At 69.0% G+C, this 17,077-nt stretch carries 16 protein-coding genes and 3 pseudogenes; 9 read left to right on the top strand and 10 right to left on the bottom strand.

Going from position 1 to position 17,077, the window contains the following annotated elements; genetic code table 11:
* Nucleotides 1–384 precede the first annotated feature (384 nt).
* The 3 genes from ACZ4N5_RS41045 to ACZ4N5_RS41055 all read right to left on the bottom strand — a co-directional run bounded on the left by ACZ4N5_RS41045 (nucleotide 385) and on the right by ACZ4N5_RS41055 (nucleotide 4,842).
* Complete coding sequence (locus ACZ4N5_RS41045; RefSeq protein ID WP_467762070.1) at nucleotides 385–1,170, bottom strand: universal stress protein; 786 nt, start codon at nucleotides 1,168–1,170, stop codon at nucleotides 385–387.
* Between the two features lie 28 nt (nucleotides 1,171–1,198).
* Nucleotides 1,199–3,829, bottom strand: a complete 2,631-nt coding sequence (gene ppdK, locus ACZ4N5_RS41050) for a pyruvate, phosphate dikinase (protein ID WP_467762071.1) — start codon at nucleotides 3,827–3,829, stop codon at nucleotides 1,199–1,201.
* 104 nt (nucleotides 3,830–3,933) lie between these two features.
* Nucleotides 3,934–4,842, bottom strand: coding sequence for a universal stress protein (locus ACZ4N5_RS41055; RefSeq protein ID WP_467762072.1), 909 nt, complete (start codon nucleotides 4,840–4,842; stop codon nucleotides 3,934–3,936).
* A gap of 262 nt (nucleotides 4,843–5,104) precedes the next feature.
* On the opposite strand from ACZ4N5_RS41055, the gene ACZ4N5_RS41060 reads away from it, so the two are divergent.
* The 3 genes from ACZ4N5_RS41060 to ACZ4N5_RS41070 all read left to right on the top strand — a co-directional run bounded on the left by ACZ4N5_RS41060 (nucleotide 5,105) and on the right by ACZ4N5_RS41070 (nucleotide 7,105).
* A complete protein-coding gene (locus ACZ4N5_RS41060; RefSeq protein WP_467762073.1) occupies nucleotides 5,105–5,569 on the top strand; it encodes a cyclic nucleotide-binding domain-containing protein in 465 nt (154 codons plus the stop codon).
* Between the two features lie 50 nt (nucleotides 5,570–5,619).
* Nucleotides 5,620–6,282, top strand: a complete 663-nt coding sequence (locus ACZ4N5_RS41065; protein ID WP_467762074.1) for a CBS domain-containing protein — start codon at nucleotides 5,620–5,622, stop codon at nucleotides 6,280–6,282.
* 115 nt (nucleotides 6,283–6,397) lie between these two features.
* On the top strand, nucleotides 6,398–7,105 hold the full coding sequence (locus tag ACZ4N5_RS41070) for a response regulator (RefSeq protein WP_467762075.1): 708 nt from the start codon (nucleotides 6,398–6,400) through the stop codon (nucleotides 7,103–7,105).
* Nucleotides 7,106–7,192: 87 nt separating this feature from the next.
* Here the strand turns inward: ACZ4N5_RS41070 and ACZ4N5_RS41075 are convergent.
* Nucleotides 7,193–7,377, bottom strand: a pseudogene (locus tag ACZ4N5_RS41075) (GNAT family N-acetyltransferase); the annotation flags it as partial.
* 400 nt (nucleotides 7,378–7,777) lie between these two features.
* On the opposite strand from ACZ4N5_RS41075, the gene ACZ4N5_RS41080 reads away from it, so the two are divergent.
* Nucleotides 7,778–8,176, top strand: a complete 399-nt coding sequence (locus tag ACZ4N5_RS41080) for a nuclear transport factor 2 family protein (protein WP_467762076.1) — start codon at nucleotides 7,778–7,780, stop codon at nucleotides 8,174–8,176.
* A 114-nt stretch (nucleotides 8,177–8,290) separates the two neighbouring features.
* Nucleotides 8,291–8,906, top strand: a pseudogene (locus tag ACZ4N5_RS41085) (IS5 family transposase); the annotation flags it as partial.
* Here the strand turns inward: ACZ4N5_RS41085 and ACZ4N5_RS41090 are convergent.
* Complete coding sequence (locus ACZ4N5_RS41090) at nucleotides 8,878–9,213, bottom strand: ankyrin repeat domain-containing protein (RefSeq protein ID WP_467762077.1); 336 nt, start codon at nucleotides 9,211–9,213, stop codon at nucleotides 8,878–8,880. The pseudogene ACZ4N5_RS41085 and the gene ACZ4N5_RS41090 overlap by 29 nt on opposite strands.
* Before the next feature lie 323 nt (nucleotides 9,214–9,536).
* On the opposite strand from ACZ4N5_RS41090, the gene ACZ4N5_RS41095 reads away from it, so the two are divergent.
* Nucleotides 9,537–10,004 (top strand): hypothetical protein, encoded by a 468-nt coding sequence (locus tag ACZ4N5_RS41095; RefSeq protein WP_467762078.1) that lies wholly within the window; start codon nucleotides 9,537–9,539, stop codon nucleotides 10,002–10,004.
* Between the two features lie 52 nt (nucleotides 10,005–10,056).
* On the opposite strand, the gene ACZ4N5_RS41100 is transcribed toward ACZ4N5_RS41095, so the two are convergent.
* Entirely contained in the window at nucleotides 10,057–10,572 is a 516-nt protein-coding gene (locus ACZ4N5_RS41100) for a NucA/NucB deoxyribonuclease domain-containing protein (RefSeq protein WP_467762079.1), read from the bottom strand.
* 325 nt (nucleotides 10,573–10,897) lie between these two features.
* On the opposite strand from ACZ4N5_RS41100, the gene ACZ4N5_RS41105 reads away from it, so the two are divergent.
* The gene (locus ACZ4N5_RS41105) at nucleotides 10,898–11,299 is read left to right on the top strand and encodes a hypothetical protein (protein ID WP_467762107.1); all 402 of its coding nucleotides are present in this window, start codon (nucleotides 10,898–10,900) and stop codon (nucleotides 11,297–11,299) included.
* Between the two features lie 261 nt (nucleotides 11,300–11,560).
* On the opposite strand, the gene ACZ4N5_RS41110 is transcribed toward ACZ4N5_RS41105, so the two are convergent.
* On the bottom strand, nucleotides 11,561–12,154 hold the full coding sequence (locus ACZ4N5_RS41110) for a hypothetical protein (protein ID WP_467762080.1): 594 nt from the start codon (nucleotides 12,152–12,154) through the stop codon (nucleotides 11,561–11,563).
* A 558-nt stretch (nucleotides 12,155–12,712) separates the two neighbouring features.
* Between ACZ4N5_RS41110 and ACZ4N5_RS41115 the strand changes: the two genes are divergently transcribed.
* Both ACZ4N5_RS41115 and ACZ4N5_RS41120 read left to right on the top strand, forming a co-directional pair.
* Entirely contained in the window at nucleotides 12,713–13,195 is a 483-nt protein-coding gene (locus tag ACZ4N5_RS41115; protein WP_467762081.1) for a hypothetical protein, read from the top strand.
* 339 nt (nucleotides 13,196–13,534) lie between these two features.
* A pseudogene (locus tag ACZ4N5_RS41120) lies at nucleotides 13,535–14,023 on the top strand (NF041680 family putative transposase); the annotation flags it as partial.
* A gap of 129 nt (nucleotides 14,024–14,152) precedes the next feature.
* Here the strand turns inward: ACZ4N5_RS41120 and ACZ4N5_RS41125 are convergent.
* From ACZ4N5_RS41125 to ACZ4N5_RS41135, 3 genes are all read right to left on the bottom strand, one after another.
* Nucleotides 14,153–14,368, bottom strand: a complete 216-nt coding sequence (locus ACZ4N5_RS41125) for a hypothetical protein (RefSeq protein WP_467762082.1) — start codon at nucleotides 14,366–14,368, stop codon at nucleotides 14,153–14,155.
* 193 nt (nucleotides 14,369–14,561) lie between these two features.
* Nucleotides 14,562–15,062 carry an NUDIX hydrolase gene (locus tag ACZ4N5_RS41130; protein WP_467762083.1) on the bottom strand — a complete coding sequence of 167 codons (501 nt, stop codon included), beginning with the start codon at nucleotides 15,060–15,062 and terminating at the stop codon, nucleotides 14,562–14,564.
* 520 nt (nucleotides 15,063–15,582) lie between these two features.
* Nucleotides 15,583–16,764, bottom strand: coding sequence for a PP2C family protein-serine/threonine phosphatase (locus ACZ4N5_RS41135; RefSeq protein ID WP_467762108.1), 1,182 nt, complete (start codon nucleotides 16,762–16,764; stop codon nucleotides 15,583–15,585).
* Between the last annotated feature and the right edge of the window lie 313 nt (nucleotides 16,765–17,077).

Here is a 17,077-nt window from a genome sequence, read left to right on the forward strand (position 1 = left end):
GGCTGCTCGTGGACTGCCATGATGCTCATCCCTCCCAGAGATGTTCGACGTGGTCCTGCCTGCTTCCGTTGCGTCTTCAATGTCTCGCGGTGGCAAGGGAGTTCGGAGGGGTCGCGGGTCCCTGACAGGAGGGCCGAAGGTCCCTGTCCGGGGAACGCCGGAGTCGTGCGCGATCACCAACCAGGTTTTCCCGCAAGGGAATTCACTTCGCTGTACCGCGATGTACGCCGCACTCCGGTGCACATCACCCATGTACGGCCACTCCGGTGCACATGCGTCCATGTGCGATCCGTTCCGGAGTACATCGTCCGTGTGCGCGATGCTCTCGCACACGGCGTCCACGGGCGGGCCGTCCGGTACCACCACCACAGTCCCGCCCGGTCGTCACGCCGCGTCGCTGGGTACCAGCACCACCGGGCAGTGCGCGTGACGGAGCAGGGCACGGGCGACCGGGCCCGGCCCGGGCCCGCGGTACTGGACGCCGACGACCACGACGACCGCCCCGCGGGTCGCCTCCAGGAGCTCGCGCACGGGACGGGCGGGCGGCAACGATCCGCGCCCCGTGGGCGATGCGTCGCCCACGCCGGACACCGGCCGCTCGCCTCCCGGCGATCGGCAGGCGCCGTCATCCGGCACCAGAGCCCGGCGGCGGGCCTTCGCGTACCGGGAGGCCTCGGCGCGCAGCACGCACAGGCGGGCCCCTCGCCGCTCCGCCTCCGCGAAGGCGAACGCGGCGGCATCCGCGTCCGTCTCACCCCCCGGCCAGAACAACACCCCACCGTCCGGGGCTCCTTGAGCGCCCCGGACGACGAGCAGCGGGCCACGCGTGCGCGCGGACAGTCGACGGCTCACCGAGCAGGCCAGCAGTCCGCCGAGTACGCCCGACCCGCGCGCTCCGACGACGGTCAGCTCGGAGTTCCGGCCATGGTGCGCCAGTGCCCGGACCGGGCTGCCGACGGCGGCCAGGGCCGTGACGGTCAGACCGGGACAGCGTCGGCGGGCCCGTAACGCGGCGGCGGCGAGCACGGGTCCGGCGATGTCCACGTCGGGCACGGCGTGGACGATGTTCAGGGCGGCGCCGCGCAGCGCCGCTTCCTCGGCGGCCCGGTCCAGCGCTCGTACGGCGATGAGCGAGCCGTCGACACCGACCGTCACCTGACGGGTGATCATGTCTGTTCCTCCCCTTGGCCGTTGACTCCTAGGTCGCGGCCGACGCGCCGTCCCTGCCGTCGGCGAGTGAGGCCCGGCCCGCTTCGAGGCGGGCGACCGGGACGCGGAACGGCGAGCAGGAGACGTAGTCGAGCCCGGTGTCGTGGAAGAAGTGGATGGAGTCCGGGTCGCCGCCGTGTTCGCCGCAGACGCCGATCTTCAGACCGGGGTGGGCGGCGCGGCCCTCCTCGACGGCGATGCGCACCAGACGTCCGACGCCGTCCCGGTCGAGGGTCTCGAACGGCGAGGCGGCGAAGACGCCCTGGGCCAGATAGGCCGGGAAGAAGGACGCCTCGACGTCGTCGCGGGACAGGCCCCAGGCCGTCTGGGTCAGGTCGTTGGTGCCGAAGGAGAAGAAGTCGGCGGCCTCGGCGATCCGGCCGGCGGTCAGCGCGGCCCGGGGCAGCTCGATCATCGTGCCGATCGGGCACTCGACGGTGAGCCCGGACTCCCGCGAGACCTCGGCGAGGACACGCTCCGCCGCGGCGCGGACGATCCGCAGTTCCTCGACCGTGCCGACCAGCGGGACCATGATCTCCGCCCGGGGGTCTCCCCCGGCGCGGATCCGTTCCACCACGGCTTCGGCGATCGCCCGTACCTGCATCTCGACCAGGCCGGGGACGACGAGCCCGAGGCGGACGCCGCGCAGTCCGAGCATGGGGTTGGACTCGTGCATGCGCTCGACCGCGGCGAGCAGGCGGCGGTCGTGCTCGGTGGGCCGGGTGGCGACGCGGACGGCCAGTTCGGTGCGGTCGGGCAGGAACTCGTGCAGCGGCGGATCGATGAGCCGGATCGTCACCGGCAGTCCGTCCATCGCGGCGAGGATCCCGGTGAAGTCGCCCCGCTGAAGGGGCAGGAGGGCGTCCAGGGCGGCGCGCCGTCCGGTGTCGTCGTCGGCGAGGATCATCGCCTCGACCAGGCTCCGGCGCTCACCGAGGAACATGTGCTCGGTGCGGCACAGCCCGATGCCCTCGGCGCCGTATCGGCGGGCGCGGGCCGCGTCCTCGGGGGTGTCGGCGTTGGCACGCACGCCCAAACGCCGTACGGAGTCGGCGTGCTGGAGGGTACGGGCGACCGCGTCGGTCAGTGCGCCGTCGCCTTCCCCGGTGTCGAGGAAGTGCCCGACCGGGGAGTCGGCCAGCGGCAGGGCGCCGAGATGGACGGTGCCCACCGTGCCGTCCACGGAGATCACGGTGCCCTCGGTGAGCACGGTCCCGTCGGGTGCGGTGAGGGTGCGGGATTCGACGTCCACCGTCAGTTCTTCGGCACCGCACACACAGACCTTGCCCATCCCGCGGGCGACGACGGCCGCGTGGCTGGTCTTGCCGCCCCGGCTGGTCAGCACGGCCTCGGCCGCGACCATCCCGGGCAGGTCGTCGGGCGTCGTCTCACGCCGTACGAGGACGACGTGCTCCCCGGCGTCCGCGCGTCGTACGGCCTCCGCCGAGTCGAAGACGATCGCGCCGACCGCGGCGCCGGGCGAGGCGGGGACACCGTGCGCCAGCGGCGTGACCTCGGCATGCGCCTCGAACCGGGGGAACATCAGCCGTGCCAGCTGCGTCCCGTCGACCCGGGCGAGCGCCTCGTCCTCGCCGATCAGCTTCTCGTCGACGAGCGCCTCCGCGATCCGGAAGGCCGCCTCGGCGGTGCGCTTGCCGACCCTGGTCTGAAGCATCCAGAGCCTGCCGCGCTCGACGGTGAACTCGACGTCGCACAGATCGCGGTAGTGGTGCTCCAAGGTCTCCATGTGCTGGAGGAGTTGACGGTGGGAGGCCGGGTCGAGGTGCTCAAGTTCGGCGAGTGGGACGGCGTTGCGGATGCCGGCGACGACGTCCTCGCCCTGGGCGTCGGGAAGGTAGTCGCCGTAGACGCCCCGTGCGCCGGTGGCCGGGTCGCGGGTGAAGGCGACGCCCGTGCCGGAGTCCGGGCCGAGGTTGCCGAGGACCATCACCTGGATGTTGACGGCGGTTCCGAGGTCGTCGGGGATGTGTTCACGGCTGCGGTAGAGACGGGCGCGCTCGCCGTTCCAGGAGTCGAAGACGGCACGGATCGCCCGCTGGAGCTGTTCGGCCGGGTCCTGCGGGAACTCCTCGCCGGTCGCGTCGCGGATGACCTGCTTGAAGTGCTCGACGAGCGCTGCGGGGTCGCCCCCGGCGGTGTGCCGGTCGAAGCGTTCCGGTGCGATGCCGAGCACGGTGCGGCCGTACATCTGGAGGAGCCTGCGGTAGGAGTCCCACGCGACATGCTCGCGGCCCGTGGCCTTGGCGAGGCCGGCGACGGACTCGTCCCCGAGGCCGATGTCGAGGATGGTCTCCATCATCCCGGGCATCGAGAACTTGCTGCCCGAACGGACGGAGAGCAGCAGCGGGTTGTCCCGGCCGCCGAGCTCGCGACCGGTGCTCCGCTCCAACTCGGCGAGCGCGTGCACGACTTGCGCACCCAGCTCGCCCGGTTCCTCGCCGGTGGCCAGGTACTCGCGGCACGCTGTGGTGGTGACGGTGAAGCCGGGCGGGACGGGAAGTCCCAGCCGGGTCATCTCCGCGAGATTGGCTCCCTTGCCGCCGAGCAGGTCCGCCATGTCGCGGCCCCCGTCAGCGAATTCGTACACGTAGCGGGTCATGTCCTTTACCCTCCGGGTGTGTTCAGGCGTGCGTGACGGCGGCGGAACAGGCGAATTCGCACACGTGGCGATCGCGGGTCATGTCCTTCGCCTTCCAGGTGTGTTCAGGCGTGCGGGACGACGGCCACCGAACAGTCGGCGTGGTGCAGCACCGCGTGGGCGACCGGACCGAGGTAGGTGCCGAAGCGGGTCTCCCGCTGCCGGCGTCCCACCACGATCAGGGCGGCGCCCGCGGAGGCGCGGACGAGTTCACCCGCCGCGCGGCCGTCCACCACGGTCTCGGCGACGGGAATCTCGGGGAACTTCTCGCACCAGGGGCGCAGGGTGGCTACCACGGCGTGTTCGTGCTCGGCCAGCAACTGCGGGCCGCCCACCTGGACGAGCCGGTCGACGGCGGCGAAGGAGGGCGGGGCGCTGAAGGCGTGAAGGACGCGCAGCGCGGCGCCACGGAGCCGGGCTGCGTCGAAGGCGAACTCGATCACCTCGTCGCACGGCCGGTCGGTGTCGAGGCCGAGTACCACGTCGCGGTACGGGACCTGCGGTATCTCGTCCGGGGAGATGCCGTCCGGTGCCGGAAAGTGCTCGTCGCAGGTGCCCACGCCGGCGCGCACCAGGACCACCGGGACCGGTGACCTGGAGACGATCCGCTGGGAGATCGAACCCAGCAGGAATCCCGTGACCCCGCTGAGCCCGCGGGACCCGAGGACCAGCACGGCGGCCTCGTCGGCCGCGGCGAGCAGAGCGGTCACCGGGGCGTCCTCGACGGACCGGTCGAGCACCCGCAGTCCGGGGTGCGCCGCACACAGACCGTCCGAGACCCCGGTCAGCAGGTCCTCGGCCCAGGCCCGCTGGGACATGTCCGCCGGCACGGACGGAGCCGGTCGCGGATGCCACTGCCAGGCGTGCACCAGAAGGAGCGGCGTGCCCCGGCGCAGGGCTTCACGGGCCGCCCAGTGCGCGGCGGCCAGACTCTCCGGGGACCCGTCGATCCCCGCTGCGACCGGTCGAATCATGATCCGCACCTCCAGCGTCGTACGCTCGGCGGAGAGACCACGGGCCGGGCGGCGGTCGCCGCTGCCGTGGCGTCTCTTCTCCCGTCAAGCCTGCTACCGGGGCGGAGTCCGCGCGCAGGGGCCGGGCGTCCCTTCCACGGGGCCCTTCGGCCCCGGGCTGTGCCGGGCGGCCCGCAGCCGGGGCCGGATGGCCCATGGCGACCGGAGGGGCACGGGCAGAGATTGGGGGTGGAAGGATCGCGCGCCAGGAAGAGGCAGGATCATGAACACTTCCACCACATCCACCATGCTGCGAGCGCTGCCCGTCGACCACCGGGAGCGGCTGCTGCGAATGGCCCGTGAGGTGTCGTTCCCCGAGGGCACCCGGCTGTTCGAGGAAGGCCGCCGCGCGGACCGGTTCTGGATCATCCGGACCGGCACGGTGGCCCTCGACCTGCGGGTGCCGGGCCGCCGACCGGCCGTCATCGAGAACCTCGGGCACAACGAACTCGTCGGCTGGTCCTGGCTGTTCGCCCCGCACACCTGGCATCTGGGCGCCGAGGCGACGAGCCCGGTGCGCGCCTACGAGTTCGACGCCGAGGTGGTCAGGGAGACGTGCCGGGCCGATCCCGAGCTGGGGATGGCCGTGGCCCTGTGGACGGGCGGGATCGTCGCCCACCGGCTGCAGTCGGCCCGGACCCGGCTGCTCGACCTGTATGCCCCCTACGGAAGCGGCGACGCGCGCTGATCGCGATGGTCGCGCTGACAGCCATTGCCGGAACCGACCAAGGAGCCATCGTGCACGGCAGTCCGCACATCGTGAGCGACGTGATGACCCACACCGTCGCCGCCATCGGCCGTGGGGCCGGTTTCAAGGAGATCGTGCAGCTGATGGAGCAGTGGCAGGTCAGTGCCCTGCCCGTGGTGGAGGGCGAGAGCCGGGTGATCGGGGTCGTCTCCGAAGCCGATCTGCTGCCCAAGGAGGAGTTCCGCGACGGTGACCCGGACCGGTACACACAGCTGCGGCGGCTGAGCGATCTGGCCAAGGCCGGCGGGGTGAGTGCCGAGGAGCTGATGACCTCTCCGGCGGTCACCGTGCGCGCGAACGCGACCCTCGCGCAGGCCGCCCGCATCATGGCGCACGCCAAGGTCAAGCGGCTGCCCGTCGTCGACGAGCTCGGCGGTCTCGAGGGCGTCGTCAGCCGCGGTGACCTCCTCAAGGTGTTCCTGCGCAGTGACGAGGACATCGCCGAGGAGGTCCGCAGGGAGATCGTGTCCTACCTCTTCCACGCGTCGCCCTCGGCGGTCCGCGTCGAGGTGCGGGGCGGTGTCGTCACCCTCTCCGGACGCGTCAAGGACACATCACTGGTACCGGTGGCCGCCCGTCTGGTGCGGGCCGTCGAAGGAGTGGTGGACGTAGGCTTCGACTTCACAGCCCCGGAACACCGCCAGGAGCGGTGAAGTGGGCCGCCAGGCTCGGATTGGGCCGATCGGCCCTAGTGCATCCGGGCCGGAAGGATGATGATCGTCGTCAGGGACTCACGGTCCGTGGTCCATCACTGAACAAGGGGTCGTCATGGCCGAGGCGCGTACGTTCTCCGAGCAGAACCCGATCCGGGTGTTCCTGCTGGACGACCACGAGGTGGTACGCCGCGGTCTGACGGACCTGCTGGACGCCGAGCCGGACATCTCGGTGGTCGGCGACGCGGACAGCGTCGAGCACGCCCTGGTGCGCGGCCCGGCGCTGCGCCCGGACGTGGCGGTCCTCGACGTACGCCTGCCGGACGGCGACGGCATCACTGTGTGCCGGGAGCTGCGCAGCCAGATGCCGGAGCTGTCCTGTCTGATGCTGACGTCGTTCGACGACGAGGAAGCCCTCCTCGACGCGATCATGGCCGGGGCGGCGGGCTACGTACTGAAGCAGATCAAGGGCTCCGACCTGGTTTCGGCGGTCCGTACCGTCGCGTCCGGCCAGTCGATGCTGGACCCCACGACGACCGCCCGGCTGATGCGCAAGCTGCGCACGGACCCGGCCGAGGAGCCGGCCCTCTCGCCCGAGCTCGCCAGTCTCTCGCCGCGCGAGCGGGACATCCTCGCGTTGATCGGGAACGGGCTGACGAACCGTGAGATCGGCAAAGAGCTCTATCTGTCCGAGAAGACGGTCAAGAACCACATCTCCCGGCTGCTGGCCAAGCTCGGCGTCCAGCGCCGCGTGCAGGCCGCGGTCCTGGCCAACCAACTCGAACACCCCGAAGCGGCCGACCACCACCACTCCACGCGCTGAGTCCCGAACCGGCCGACCACCAACGACAGCTGGATCCGGCCGAGTTGGGTGGGGAGGCCGTTCGCGGCCTCCCGCCCCATGTCTGGATCAGTTCCGGGTCATGCTGATCGCGCGTTCGAGGTTGACGTGTCCGGCACGCTGGAAGGCATTCGTCATGGGGTGTTGCTGAGATCCGTGGACGCCCGGATGCGCGGGATGTTCTGCCCGGCAAGCACGCGGGTGCCTTCGGCGAGGATCTCGTCGATGTAGCCGTTGCCGCGGAGGGCAAGCAGTTCCTCGACATCACGCACCGACCCGGCGCAGCCCTGTACGCAACGTCGGGCGCAACAGGGCCGTTCCATCCAAGAACCCCGCCAGTAGGTCTGCCTCACCGAACACACCGGCGCCTGACAACCTGGCGCCAACGGGCGCCGCTGCCGTGACCGGTTGCGTGCGAGCCGCAACCAGACGGCACCCCTCCGGGGCGACAGCGCTGGGGAGGCACAGGCCGCACGAGTGGTCGCGATCCGCGGGCCGGCCTGGCGGTGGGGCAAGACGCCGGGGCGGCAGGGAGCGCAGCCGGTCCCTGCCCGGCCAGGCGCTTGAACTGACGCGACGGCCTGCCTCGACGACGTACCGCATGATTGTCGAGACCGACGATGTCCGGCGCGTCTTCGCTGTTACCGTCACGCCATGTCCAAGATCGAGATAGACGTCGTGACCGCCGAGTTCTTCGGTGCCTTTGACAACCGGGGCGGCAAGGCTGCCGACGTGGCCCGGATCCGCCGACTGGTTCTTCCGGATGGCGTGATCGTCAAGACCGGCCCGGATTTCACGGTCTACACCGTGGAGGAGTTCATCGAGCCCCGCAAGCGACTGCTGACCGACGGTCGGCTGGTCGAGTTCTCGGAGTGGGAGACCTCTGAACGGACAGAGATCGCGGGTGATATCGCGTCGCGGTTCGGCGAATACCGCAAGTCCGGGATCTTGGATGGTGAGGCGTTCGAGGGAGGCGGGACCAAGACCATCCAGTACGTCCGCACCCCAGAGGGCTGGCGGATCGCAGCATTTGCCTGGTACGACCAGCCCTGACCACAGAATCGGTTCGGCTGCGGCCTATCCGCTTGGGTTGTTGTAGTGCGCCATCATCACCAGCCTCAGCAAACTGCCGGACCAGGCCCGTCGGAACCTCATCTGAGGCCAAGGACGAAGTGGTCCGCCATCATGAACTGGCGAACGAAAACACGGGTGTGGGCCAAGCTGCACCGCCTCGTACTTGACGAACTGGGCTCCCGCGGCGACCTGGACCGGTCCCGTTGCGCGATCGATTCGGTGAACATGCGGGCCCAAAAAAGGGGGAGTTGACGGGTCCGAATCCTGTCGATCGGGGCAAATACGGCTCAAGGATCCACCTGGTCACCAAGCGGAGCGGTCTGCGGTCTGCCCCTGTCTGTCGGGGTTTCCGGTGCCAACGTCCATGACAGCCAGGCCCTGATTCCGCTCGTGAAGGGCATACCCCCGGTCCGCTCGGGCCGAGGCCCCCGTCGTCGCAGGCCCGGCAAGCTCCATGCCGACAAAGGGCGACGACTACGCTCACCTGCGGCGATGGTTATCCAAGCGGGGAATTGGGCAACGCATCGCCCGCAGGCGAGTTGAGACCTCGCAGCGCTTGGGGCGTCACCGTTGGACCATCGAACGGACCATGTCCTGGCGCGCCGGCTGCCGCCGTCTCCACCGCCGCTACGAGCGCAAAGCCGAGCACTTCCTCGCCTTCACGAGCATCGCCTGCGCCCTCATCTGTTACCAGCGGCTCGCCTGCTGATGTGGGCCCGCAGCAGATTCACCGCCAGGTCGTGACCGTAGCGGGCGGCCATGTCCAGGGGGGTGCGACCCTCTGGATCCGCGAGCTCCGGGTCAGCGCCGAAGGCCAGCAGCACAGCAGTGATGTGAACGGTCAGTGGCTCACCGCTCTGCAGGGATCCGTCGCCCTCGGCATCGACGGCGTGCGTCAGCAACGTCATGTTGCTGAAGACCTCGTCGGGATCAGCGCCGTCGGCCAGCAACCGGGCCAGGGCCTCCGCATCGTCGTGCTCGACCGCGTGATGGGCGGGTGTCCAGTAGTCACTCACCAAGGCATTCAACCGCCATCGCAACCTGTCTGCCAGCGACTATCTCCGTTGGCTATAACCAATTGAGATGGCTTCCTACCGACCATCTGCGCACGCTTCCGGTCCGGCGGGAACGCCGTCGCGTTAAACCCCGCGGTGGGAAACCTCTTCGCCGCCCAGAGCTCGCCGTGGATCAGCTCCGCTCCCTCACCTCTGCGATCCGCAACCGCGGGCGAGCACGGCCGCGGCGGCGCGTGCATCCTCCAAGGGGGCATCGAGCTCACAGCCAAGCCGACTTACGATCAGGGCAAGGACCAGTCGTCTGTCACATCGAAGGGGCTCGTATGGCTGAGCTTGTGCGGCAGCAGGATGTGCATGCGTACGTGGGCTTTCACGCCTTCGGGTTGCAGGAGTCCGATGACTCAGACCTGCCGGTGCCTTTCCCGGACGACTTCAACCGGCATGCGTTCCTCAGCACGCGCCCGGGGCGCCTGGACATCACCAGCGGTGGCCATACCCACACCGCCGCAGTCAGCGTCGAAGTGTGGGACGGGCCACCGCCCCAGCAGAACCGGGCCGACTGGGACGAGTTGGCCGAAGCCGAATTCGAGTCGACCAGTGGTCAGGTAGCCGTGTGGTCCATGCACACGGGCCGGATGGACGACCTGATCACACTGGCGGATTCCGGCGGTTCGTGGCAGGTGCGTGTGCACTGTGCGGGCCGGGCCGAGGCTGCAGCCCTGTCGGAGGGCGAGGGCACCGGCCACGGTGTGGAGCGCTACCTCGTGCAGTTCTGGCCCGCCAAATCATGAACTGGCTGCGGCGGGAGTGACCGGTGCGAGGACCATCCCGCCGCAGCGTAGGTCAGGTGACGATCTTCACGATGAAGCCGTCATCCATTCCGTCGATGATGCGGTTCTTGGCGTAGAAGCTCTTCAGGATGGAGCCGCCCGCCTGGTTGTCGTCGCCCGGGATCGGCTTCGCGGAGAAGTTGAACTTTCTTGCCTCCGGGTCGTAGTCATGCTCCGCGGTCCCTTCATACGTGCTCGCGAAGGGGTACTCGTCACACTCCTTGCCGCCGCTGGTGTAGTTGGGTCCCCAGTACCGCTTGCACTGCTTGACCGCGGCCTTGCGGTTGTCGTCGATGCGGCGTGTACTCACCGTCCGGCGGAGCGGATCCGCTGCCGTCTGCCCGGGCACCTTCGAGTGGAAGGTGACGGCGGACGCCGGGATGTCCGACCAGGCGTCGGTGTCGCCGTGGCGGTACTGGAAGGTGACCGCGGTCAGGTCGGCGGGTCCGGCCGCACCGAGGGTGACGGAGCGGCCTATCTCCTCTCCGTTGAGGGGGGCGGTCCTGAACGACAGTCCTGGGACGGTCAACGACACCCCGCACGACGAAGGCTGACTGACGGAGGTCACCGTGAACTTGCAGACCGGCCTCGCGGCCATCGCGCACCCGGATCGCCCGCCAAAGCGGAGCCCCTCCACCTCATCCGCCTCTTCGGCCTCTCTCCCCGCACCGCCATGAAGTACATCCATGCCGCGTGCCCGCACAGCAGCCAGCCCGACCCCATCACGTCCTGAGCAGCACGAGCTCCACTGTGGACAAGACCCAGGTGTTGAGATTGGTAGGCCCGGATGTTCAGGAGTCGCGTATTCGCCATAGGCGTCGGTCGATCGCCATCCTGTGTCAGTGCTCTGCGGCATGATGACCGCCGTGAACACCGAGATACTGATAGATGTCTGGCAGCGGATTCTCGCCGACCCGCACAAGTCGTGGGTGCTGTTCGAGCATGGCACTTGTGTCGTGTTGACCGCTCCCGTTGGAGAGCTTGCTGAACAAGCCACAGAGATCCTGAAGGAGTTCGGCCCGGCGCATGCCGGATCTTCGGCAGGGGACTTTGGGGTGATCGACCTCAAGGATGCCGAGGGATGGGTCGTCACCGGGCACCACAACGACGTCCTCACCTATGTCGGCCCTGATGAACCACACGATCGGTCGGAGATTGCCGTCGGGCTGTTCGGACGTTCGAAGCGCCATCGGGATGGCACCGAACTTCGCGTCGTCCACGTTGAGGACAAGCGAGGCTCAGCGGACCCAGCGTGAGTATCTACGCTTCACCATCTGTGGTCGCCGGAGGCGTACCAACTCCAGGTTCCACCGACCTCGGTACTGCCCGAGGGCGCATGAGCACACCGGGCGGGGCCCGCGCGCAGGAGTACGACGTAAATGCGGGGGTGCGCCGCCCTCGAACAGCCGGTTCGTATCTGGCCCGGACGGGCGATCGACGCGTCACCGCGGCCACGCTGTTGCCCGCATTGCCAGACGCCGGCACCCAGGCGGCCCGGGCTGATATGGGAGCAAATATCAGACTTGTTCGCCGTAGTGCGTGTCCGTGTACGTGGTGGTGTAGTCCTCCACGGGCGTGGCCATGTCCGCGGCGTAGTCGGCGCGGGCCTGGCGGTCCGCTTCGGTGATGTCGGGGTGGACGGGGAGTGTGTGGGGTGCGGGCCAGAGTTGGACCAGGTGGCGTTCTCCGTGGTCGCCGATGCCGGGTTCGGGGTCGTCGGCGTGGCAGTACAGGCGCATCCGCACCCAGTGCGACCCGTCGGATGAGGACGGGAACTCCAGGAGAGGCTCCTCATCCGGCCACGCGTCCAGGAGGTCGCCCTGCTCGAGGGTCGCCACATGGAGGGCAGGGATGTCGGTCCGCAGGCTGATCTCCTCGGCGTGCTCCCACTCGCCGCCCTTCTCGGGTGCCGGCGGGACATCGTGAACCTGGACGGTCAGCTGGAGGGGGCCGGTGTCGGTGGTGGTGAGGACGACGGCGCCGGCGTCGGTGGCCGGGCCGCAGCGCCAGCCGAAGGGCATCTCTTCGGGGTACTCGTAGTCGTCGGTGAAGCCGATCAGGTAGCCGCCTTCGCCGAGGTCGACGGTGAACGAGGATGCACGGACCAGCATGCGGGGTCCCTAAGAATGTTGGCGGTCCGGGAGGACCGGATGTGGCTGATGCGGAGTTGCCGTTGATGGCTCAAGGAGATTGGCCGCCCTGTCCTCCGGAACGCTCCGACCACTGATTGAGAACTGCGGTCATCGCTGGCCAGGGACCTGTCGGCGGAGTGTTCTTCGGACCACGAAGTACTGGTCACGAGACACGGAGCGACGAGCTTGAGCGCGGCTCACGAGCGGATACGGGCTGGCATGAGCACCTCCTGTATCAACAAACCTGTCCGACCCGGTCTCACGGTCCTGACCAATGGCATGCGCGTCAAACGCCAATCGCCAGCCACACATCTGTCCCGTCTCACCGAAGGCTGAGCGGTTCTCACCGAAGGTTGACGGGCGGGCCCTCGTCTCAGGAGAGTCTGACCGCCAAGGTCATCGGGCCGGGTATCGTCACCGGGGCACTCCCACCCGGTGGCAATCCCGCTCCGCCAGCGTGCGAGTTGCGACAGGCAGATGAAAACAGGGCTGTCGCGGTGACCATCGAGGAGGCACCCGCTGAACGCCGGTGAGCTCATGAAGGCAGAGCTGGACAGGTACGACTGGGCCGCGCTCCGATGCGCGTGCGAACACAGCGCGGCTCATTTGCCCGGCGACTTCCTGCTGCTGGCAGCCGCCAAGAGGCGGGAAGACGCGTGGGCTCTCGGCCTCGAAAACCACCTCATGATCCAGTCGTTCCCGCAGGAGCCGGCTGTCCCCGCTGTGTCGGTGCTGATGGCAGCCCTCACACAAGAGCTGTCCGTCGGCGCGAGGACCGAGATACTCGACCTGCTACTGAGACTCATCTACAACGACGACGAAGACGTCTCGGAAGCGTGCCAGCAGGCTGCCCGGCAGGGACTATGGCTGTTCTACGCCGAGATCGCAGCCGCACGACGGCCCGACACCGTCGCCTACGCCTGCGACATTCTGAAGCTCATCGAGCCCGATCGCACCCGCCTGTCGGACTACGGGACTTCCGGTCGCTTCGACGTCCGCCCCTCTTGGATCGGTTCGTAGCCGAGCGATCCACAGGCTTTCCAGACCCTGTGCCGACGACCCCCGGGCCTGATGACCTGGGCGGTCAGGCTCTCCTGAGACAAGGGCCCGTCAACCTTCGGTGAGACGGGACAACATCGTCGCACTGGTGCCTCTGCCGACTCCAACGCCACCTCATTTCGTCACCGAACGGTTGGCATTTCGTCGGCTCCCCCCTGCAACCCAACGGGCGTACCCGTGGCCCGCATCGTCCGTGACGCCGAGCTGAAGACCTTGATCACCCAGGCGCACGAGGCCACCTACCGTCATGCCCCCATCCCGCCGGGGCACCGGCGCCCCCGCCACCGCGCCCCGCGCAGTGAACTCCTCGTCATCGAGGGCGTGTTGATCCGCCTTCAGGTTGACCGCCTACCCGGCGGCCACGATCCGCTCCCCGTCTGGCTGTGGACATCGGCCACCGGCCTGTCGGGCAAGGACGTCGCCCTGCGCCGGCCGGCGTTCCTGCGCAGATTCGACCTGGAACACACCTTCCGGATGATCAAGCAGACGCTGGGCTGGACCGCCCAAAACTTCGCACCCCCGAAGCGGCGGACCGGTGGACCTGGCTGGTCGTCGCCGCCCACACCCAACTCCGTCTCACCCGGCCGCCGGCCGCGGACCGCCGCCGCCCCTGGGAGAAGCAGGCCGAGCCCGGCAGGCTCACCCCGCCCGGGCCCGCCGCGGTTCAGGAACCACCGCCCGAACTTGCCTTGCCCGGCCCGTGCGCCCAAACCCAACCGGCCCGGCCCCGGCAGACCGCTCGGCTCGAAGCCCAAGACCATCGCCGAACGTGACCAGGTCAGACCATAAAGGCCGACATGACATAACGGTGATCGTGACGCTTAAACGAACGGCTCGTTGGATCGTCCGCTTCACCAGCACCCGCCCGCAAAGCACCTGATGCGCACTCAATCAGGGGACACAAATCTTTGCAGGGGGTCAACCGTCTCTGCGGTCCAGGACACGACGGGCCGCCTCTGCCTCGGCCGCAGGCGGCGACAACTCGTCGAGCGTGTCGAGTTCGGCGTCTGCCACCAGCTCGCGTTCCCAGGCCGCAGCGAGGCGCTCCTGCTCATCGCGTGGTTCGGCGCCGACAGTCTGCCGATCCTCCGGGTTCAGAGCCGCCAGAAATCTAGCCACCGAGTCCATCGGCATGCCGTACTCCTCGTCGCTGGAACAGCGTGTTGATTCCCGCCCAGCATGATCAATCGGCTTTCCGCCGGTCGCCTGACACGGCTTCAGCACACTCGGATGGCCGCAGCCCGGAGACGGCTTCCGCCGGATCCACGTGCCTCGCCGCTCATAAGGCTGTCGATGCTCGGCTGTTCAAGGCCGGATTCTCCCGTGCTCAGTCACCGGGCAGCGAGTGGTGCTCGCAACGGCATCGCCCTGTGGCCCTCGAGCTCTGGGCAGGCCTCTCCCAGCCGTGCACGGAGAACGGTTCGCCCTTGAGGTAGTGCGCGATGCCCAGCGCGTTGTACGAGACGGTGTTCTCCGGGAGGTGGTCGCTGGGGTGCCAGGACAGGCCCGCGCAGTTGTGGGGTTCCCTGTTGCGGGGCTCGCCCTCCCAGTGGCGGGCGGTGAAGAACCAGCCGATGCGGGGCTCCCCTTGGGGATTGCGGAAATGCATGACGTGCACGATCCGCAGGGCGTTCCGATCGATGATGACGCCGGTCTCCTCCAGTCCCTCACGGATCACGGCGTCGAACACGTCCTCGCCCTCGTCGAACCTCCCGGAGGGAAGGTTGAGCAGGCCGTCGGCGTAGCCGGTGCCGTACCGCTCGGCAAGGCACACGGTGCCGTTGCGCTCCAGGATGAGCATCACGTCGTTCACGAGCTGTTGGGGCACTGCTTGCCCTTCGGCCGGTGGGGCGTTTGCCGGGATCAGCGGCCAACAACCCCCGGTCTCCAACGCCTTCGACAGTCCATTGGACACGCGCAGAAACAGGGTCAGGCCCGTGGGTATCTCCAGCATCATCGGCGATGACCCAGCTGGCGAGGTCTTCCGACGTCTTGTCGTCGGTGTCGAGCCAGGCCGCGCTGTCGACAAATTCATATCCCACCGCTCAGCCTTCAACCGGCGGCCCCAGGGTGGGCGACTTGCAGCCGAAGACCCGCCTCTCCCACCGTAGGGGCGGGAGAGGCGGAGCCGGTCTGGGGCGATGGTCAGGACGTGGCCGGGACTGGTCGAACATGGAGGGCTTCACATGCGTCGTCGTTTGCGACGGGGAGGAGCCGACCGGCTTCGCCTGCCGCGCGCCGCTCCAGCCCGGCCGTGAATGGTGGCGCTCCACGGTGCTTCACGAAGGATCTGGTTTGTCAGTCGGCGGGATGCGCAACCTGTGGCGCGTCCGCTGGTGGCGCGCGGGTCAGAGGCGGATGACGATCAAGGCGACGTCGTCGCGGGCGCCGCTGCTGACGCCGAGGTCCGCGAGCAGGGCGTCAGCAAGGCCTTCGGGCTCGTGGCGGGCATGGCGGGCGAGCGCGTCGGTGAGGCGTTGCAGGCTGGCGTCGATGTCCTCGCCGCGGCGTTCGATGAGGCCGTCGGTGTAGAGCACGAAGGTGTCGCCCTGGGTGTAGGGCAGCTCGGCATGGGGGTGTGGGACGTTTTGGGGGCGGGCTCCCAGCGGAGGGTCGGTGGCCCGGTCGAGAAGGTCGAAGGTGCCGTCCGGGTGGACCAGGATGGGGGGCGGGTGGCCGGCGCTGCTGTACATGATGCGGCGAGCGCGGGTGTCGACGACGGCTTGGACGACAGTGGTGGCCAGCGCACCCTCCACGTCGCGTGCATACAGGCCCAGGACGTCCAGGGCCCTCGCGGGCCGTTCGACGGCCCGGACGACGGCGGACAACGCGCTGCGGAGCATGCCCATGACGGCGGCGGCTTCCAGGCCGTGGCCGACGACGTCGCCGACCGCGACGGCGAATCTGTCCTCGGGCAGGTCGACCACGTCGTACCAGTCGCCGCACACGTTCAGTGACCCGGCAGCGGGCAGGTAGCGCACCGCGGTGTCCCGGTGCCGGGGCAGGTGGGGCGAGTGGAGCATGGCCTCCTGCAAGGTGACGGCGACCCGGCGTTCCCGGGCGTGGGCTTGGCGCAGTTCCTCGTTCAGTCGCTTGAGCTCACGCGCCCGCGCGTACAGTTCGACCTCCCTCGCCTCCACGTCGCTGAGCGCCCCACCTTCTCGCAGGCGGGGGTGGGAGCGTATGAACGAGGTCACGTCCTCCCCCCGGTGGAGGATCCACTCCACCTGCCCGTCCGGCCCAAGCGCGGGGGTGTTGATCGCGGACCACCACCGCTCCTCGAACACGCCGGGCCGGTCGGCCACGGGAATGTCGTACTTCATCGGCGCCATCGTGTCCGGTTCTTTCGAGCGCAGGACCCGGTGCAGGGAGGCGTGCAGATTCCGCACGCCGTCGGCATCCGGGTCCGCCGGATTCTGAGGGAAGGCATCGAAGAGATACCGCCCGAGCAGATCCTCCCGGGTACGGCCGGTCACCCGGCAGGCCGCCTCATTGACGTCGGCGAGCACCAGATCCGGGCTCAGCACCATGCAGGGGCTGGGAGTGATGGAGAACAGCGCCTGGTAGTCGATCGCCGGCCTTGCCACACGGTGTGGCTGTGCATCCTCATCAGGGCTGCTCTCGTCCCTCACTCTTCCGTTCTACCGCTCGTCGGCGGCCTGGGCACCTTGGGAGCGGTACGCCCACCGACACGTCGCCGAACGCGACCCCGCCGCCCGACGGCAGCGCTGACCAGGACAACTGGGGCTCCACCGTCCGCTTCGCCAGCACCCGCCCGCAAAGCACCTGATGCGGCACGGCCCGGCAGCCGCTGTGCATCCTCGGCCGGCCGCCCACGGCCGA

It is taken from the genome of Streptomyces sp. NPDC026500, assembly GCF_055567635.1.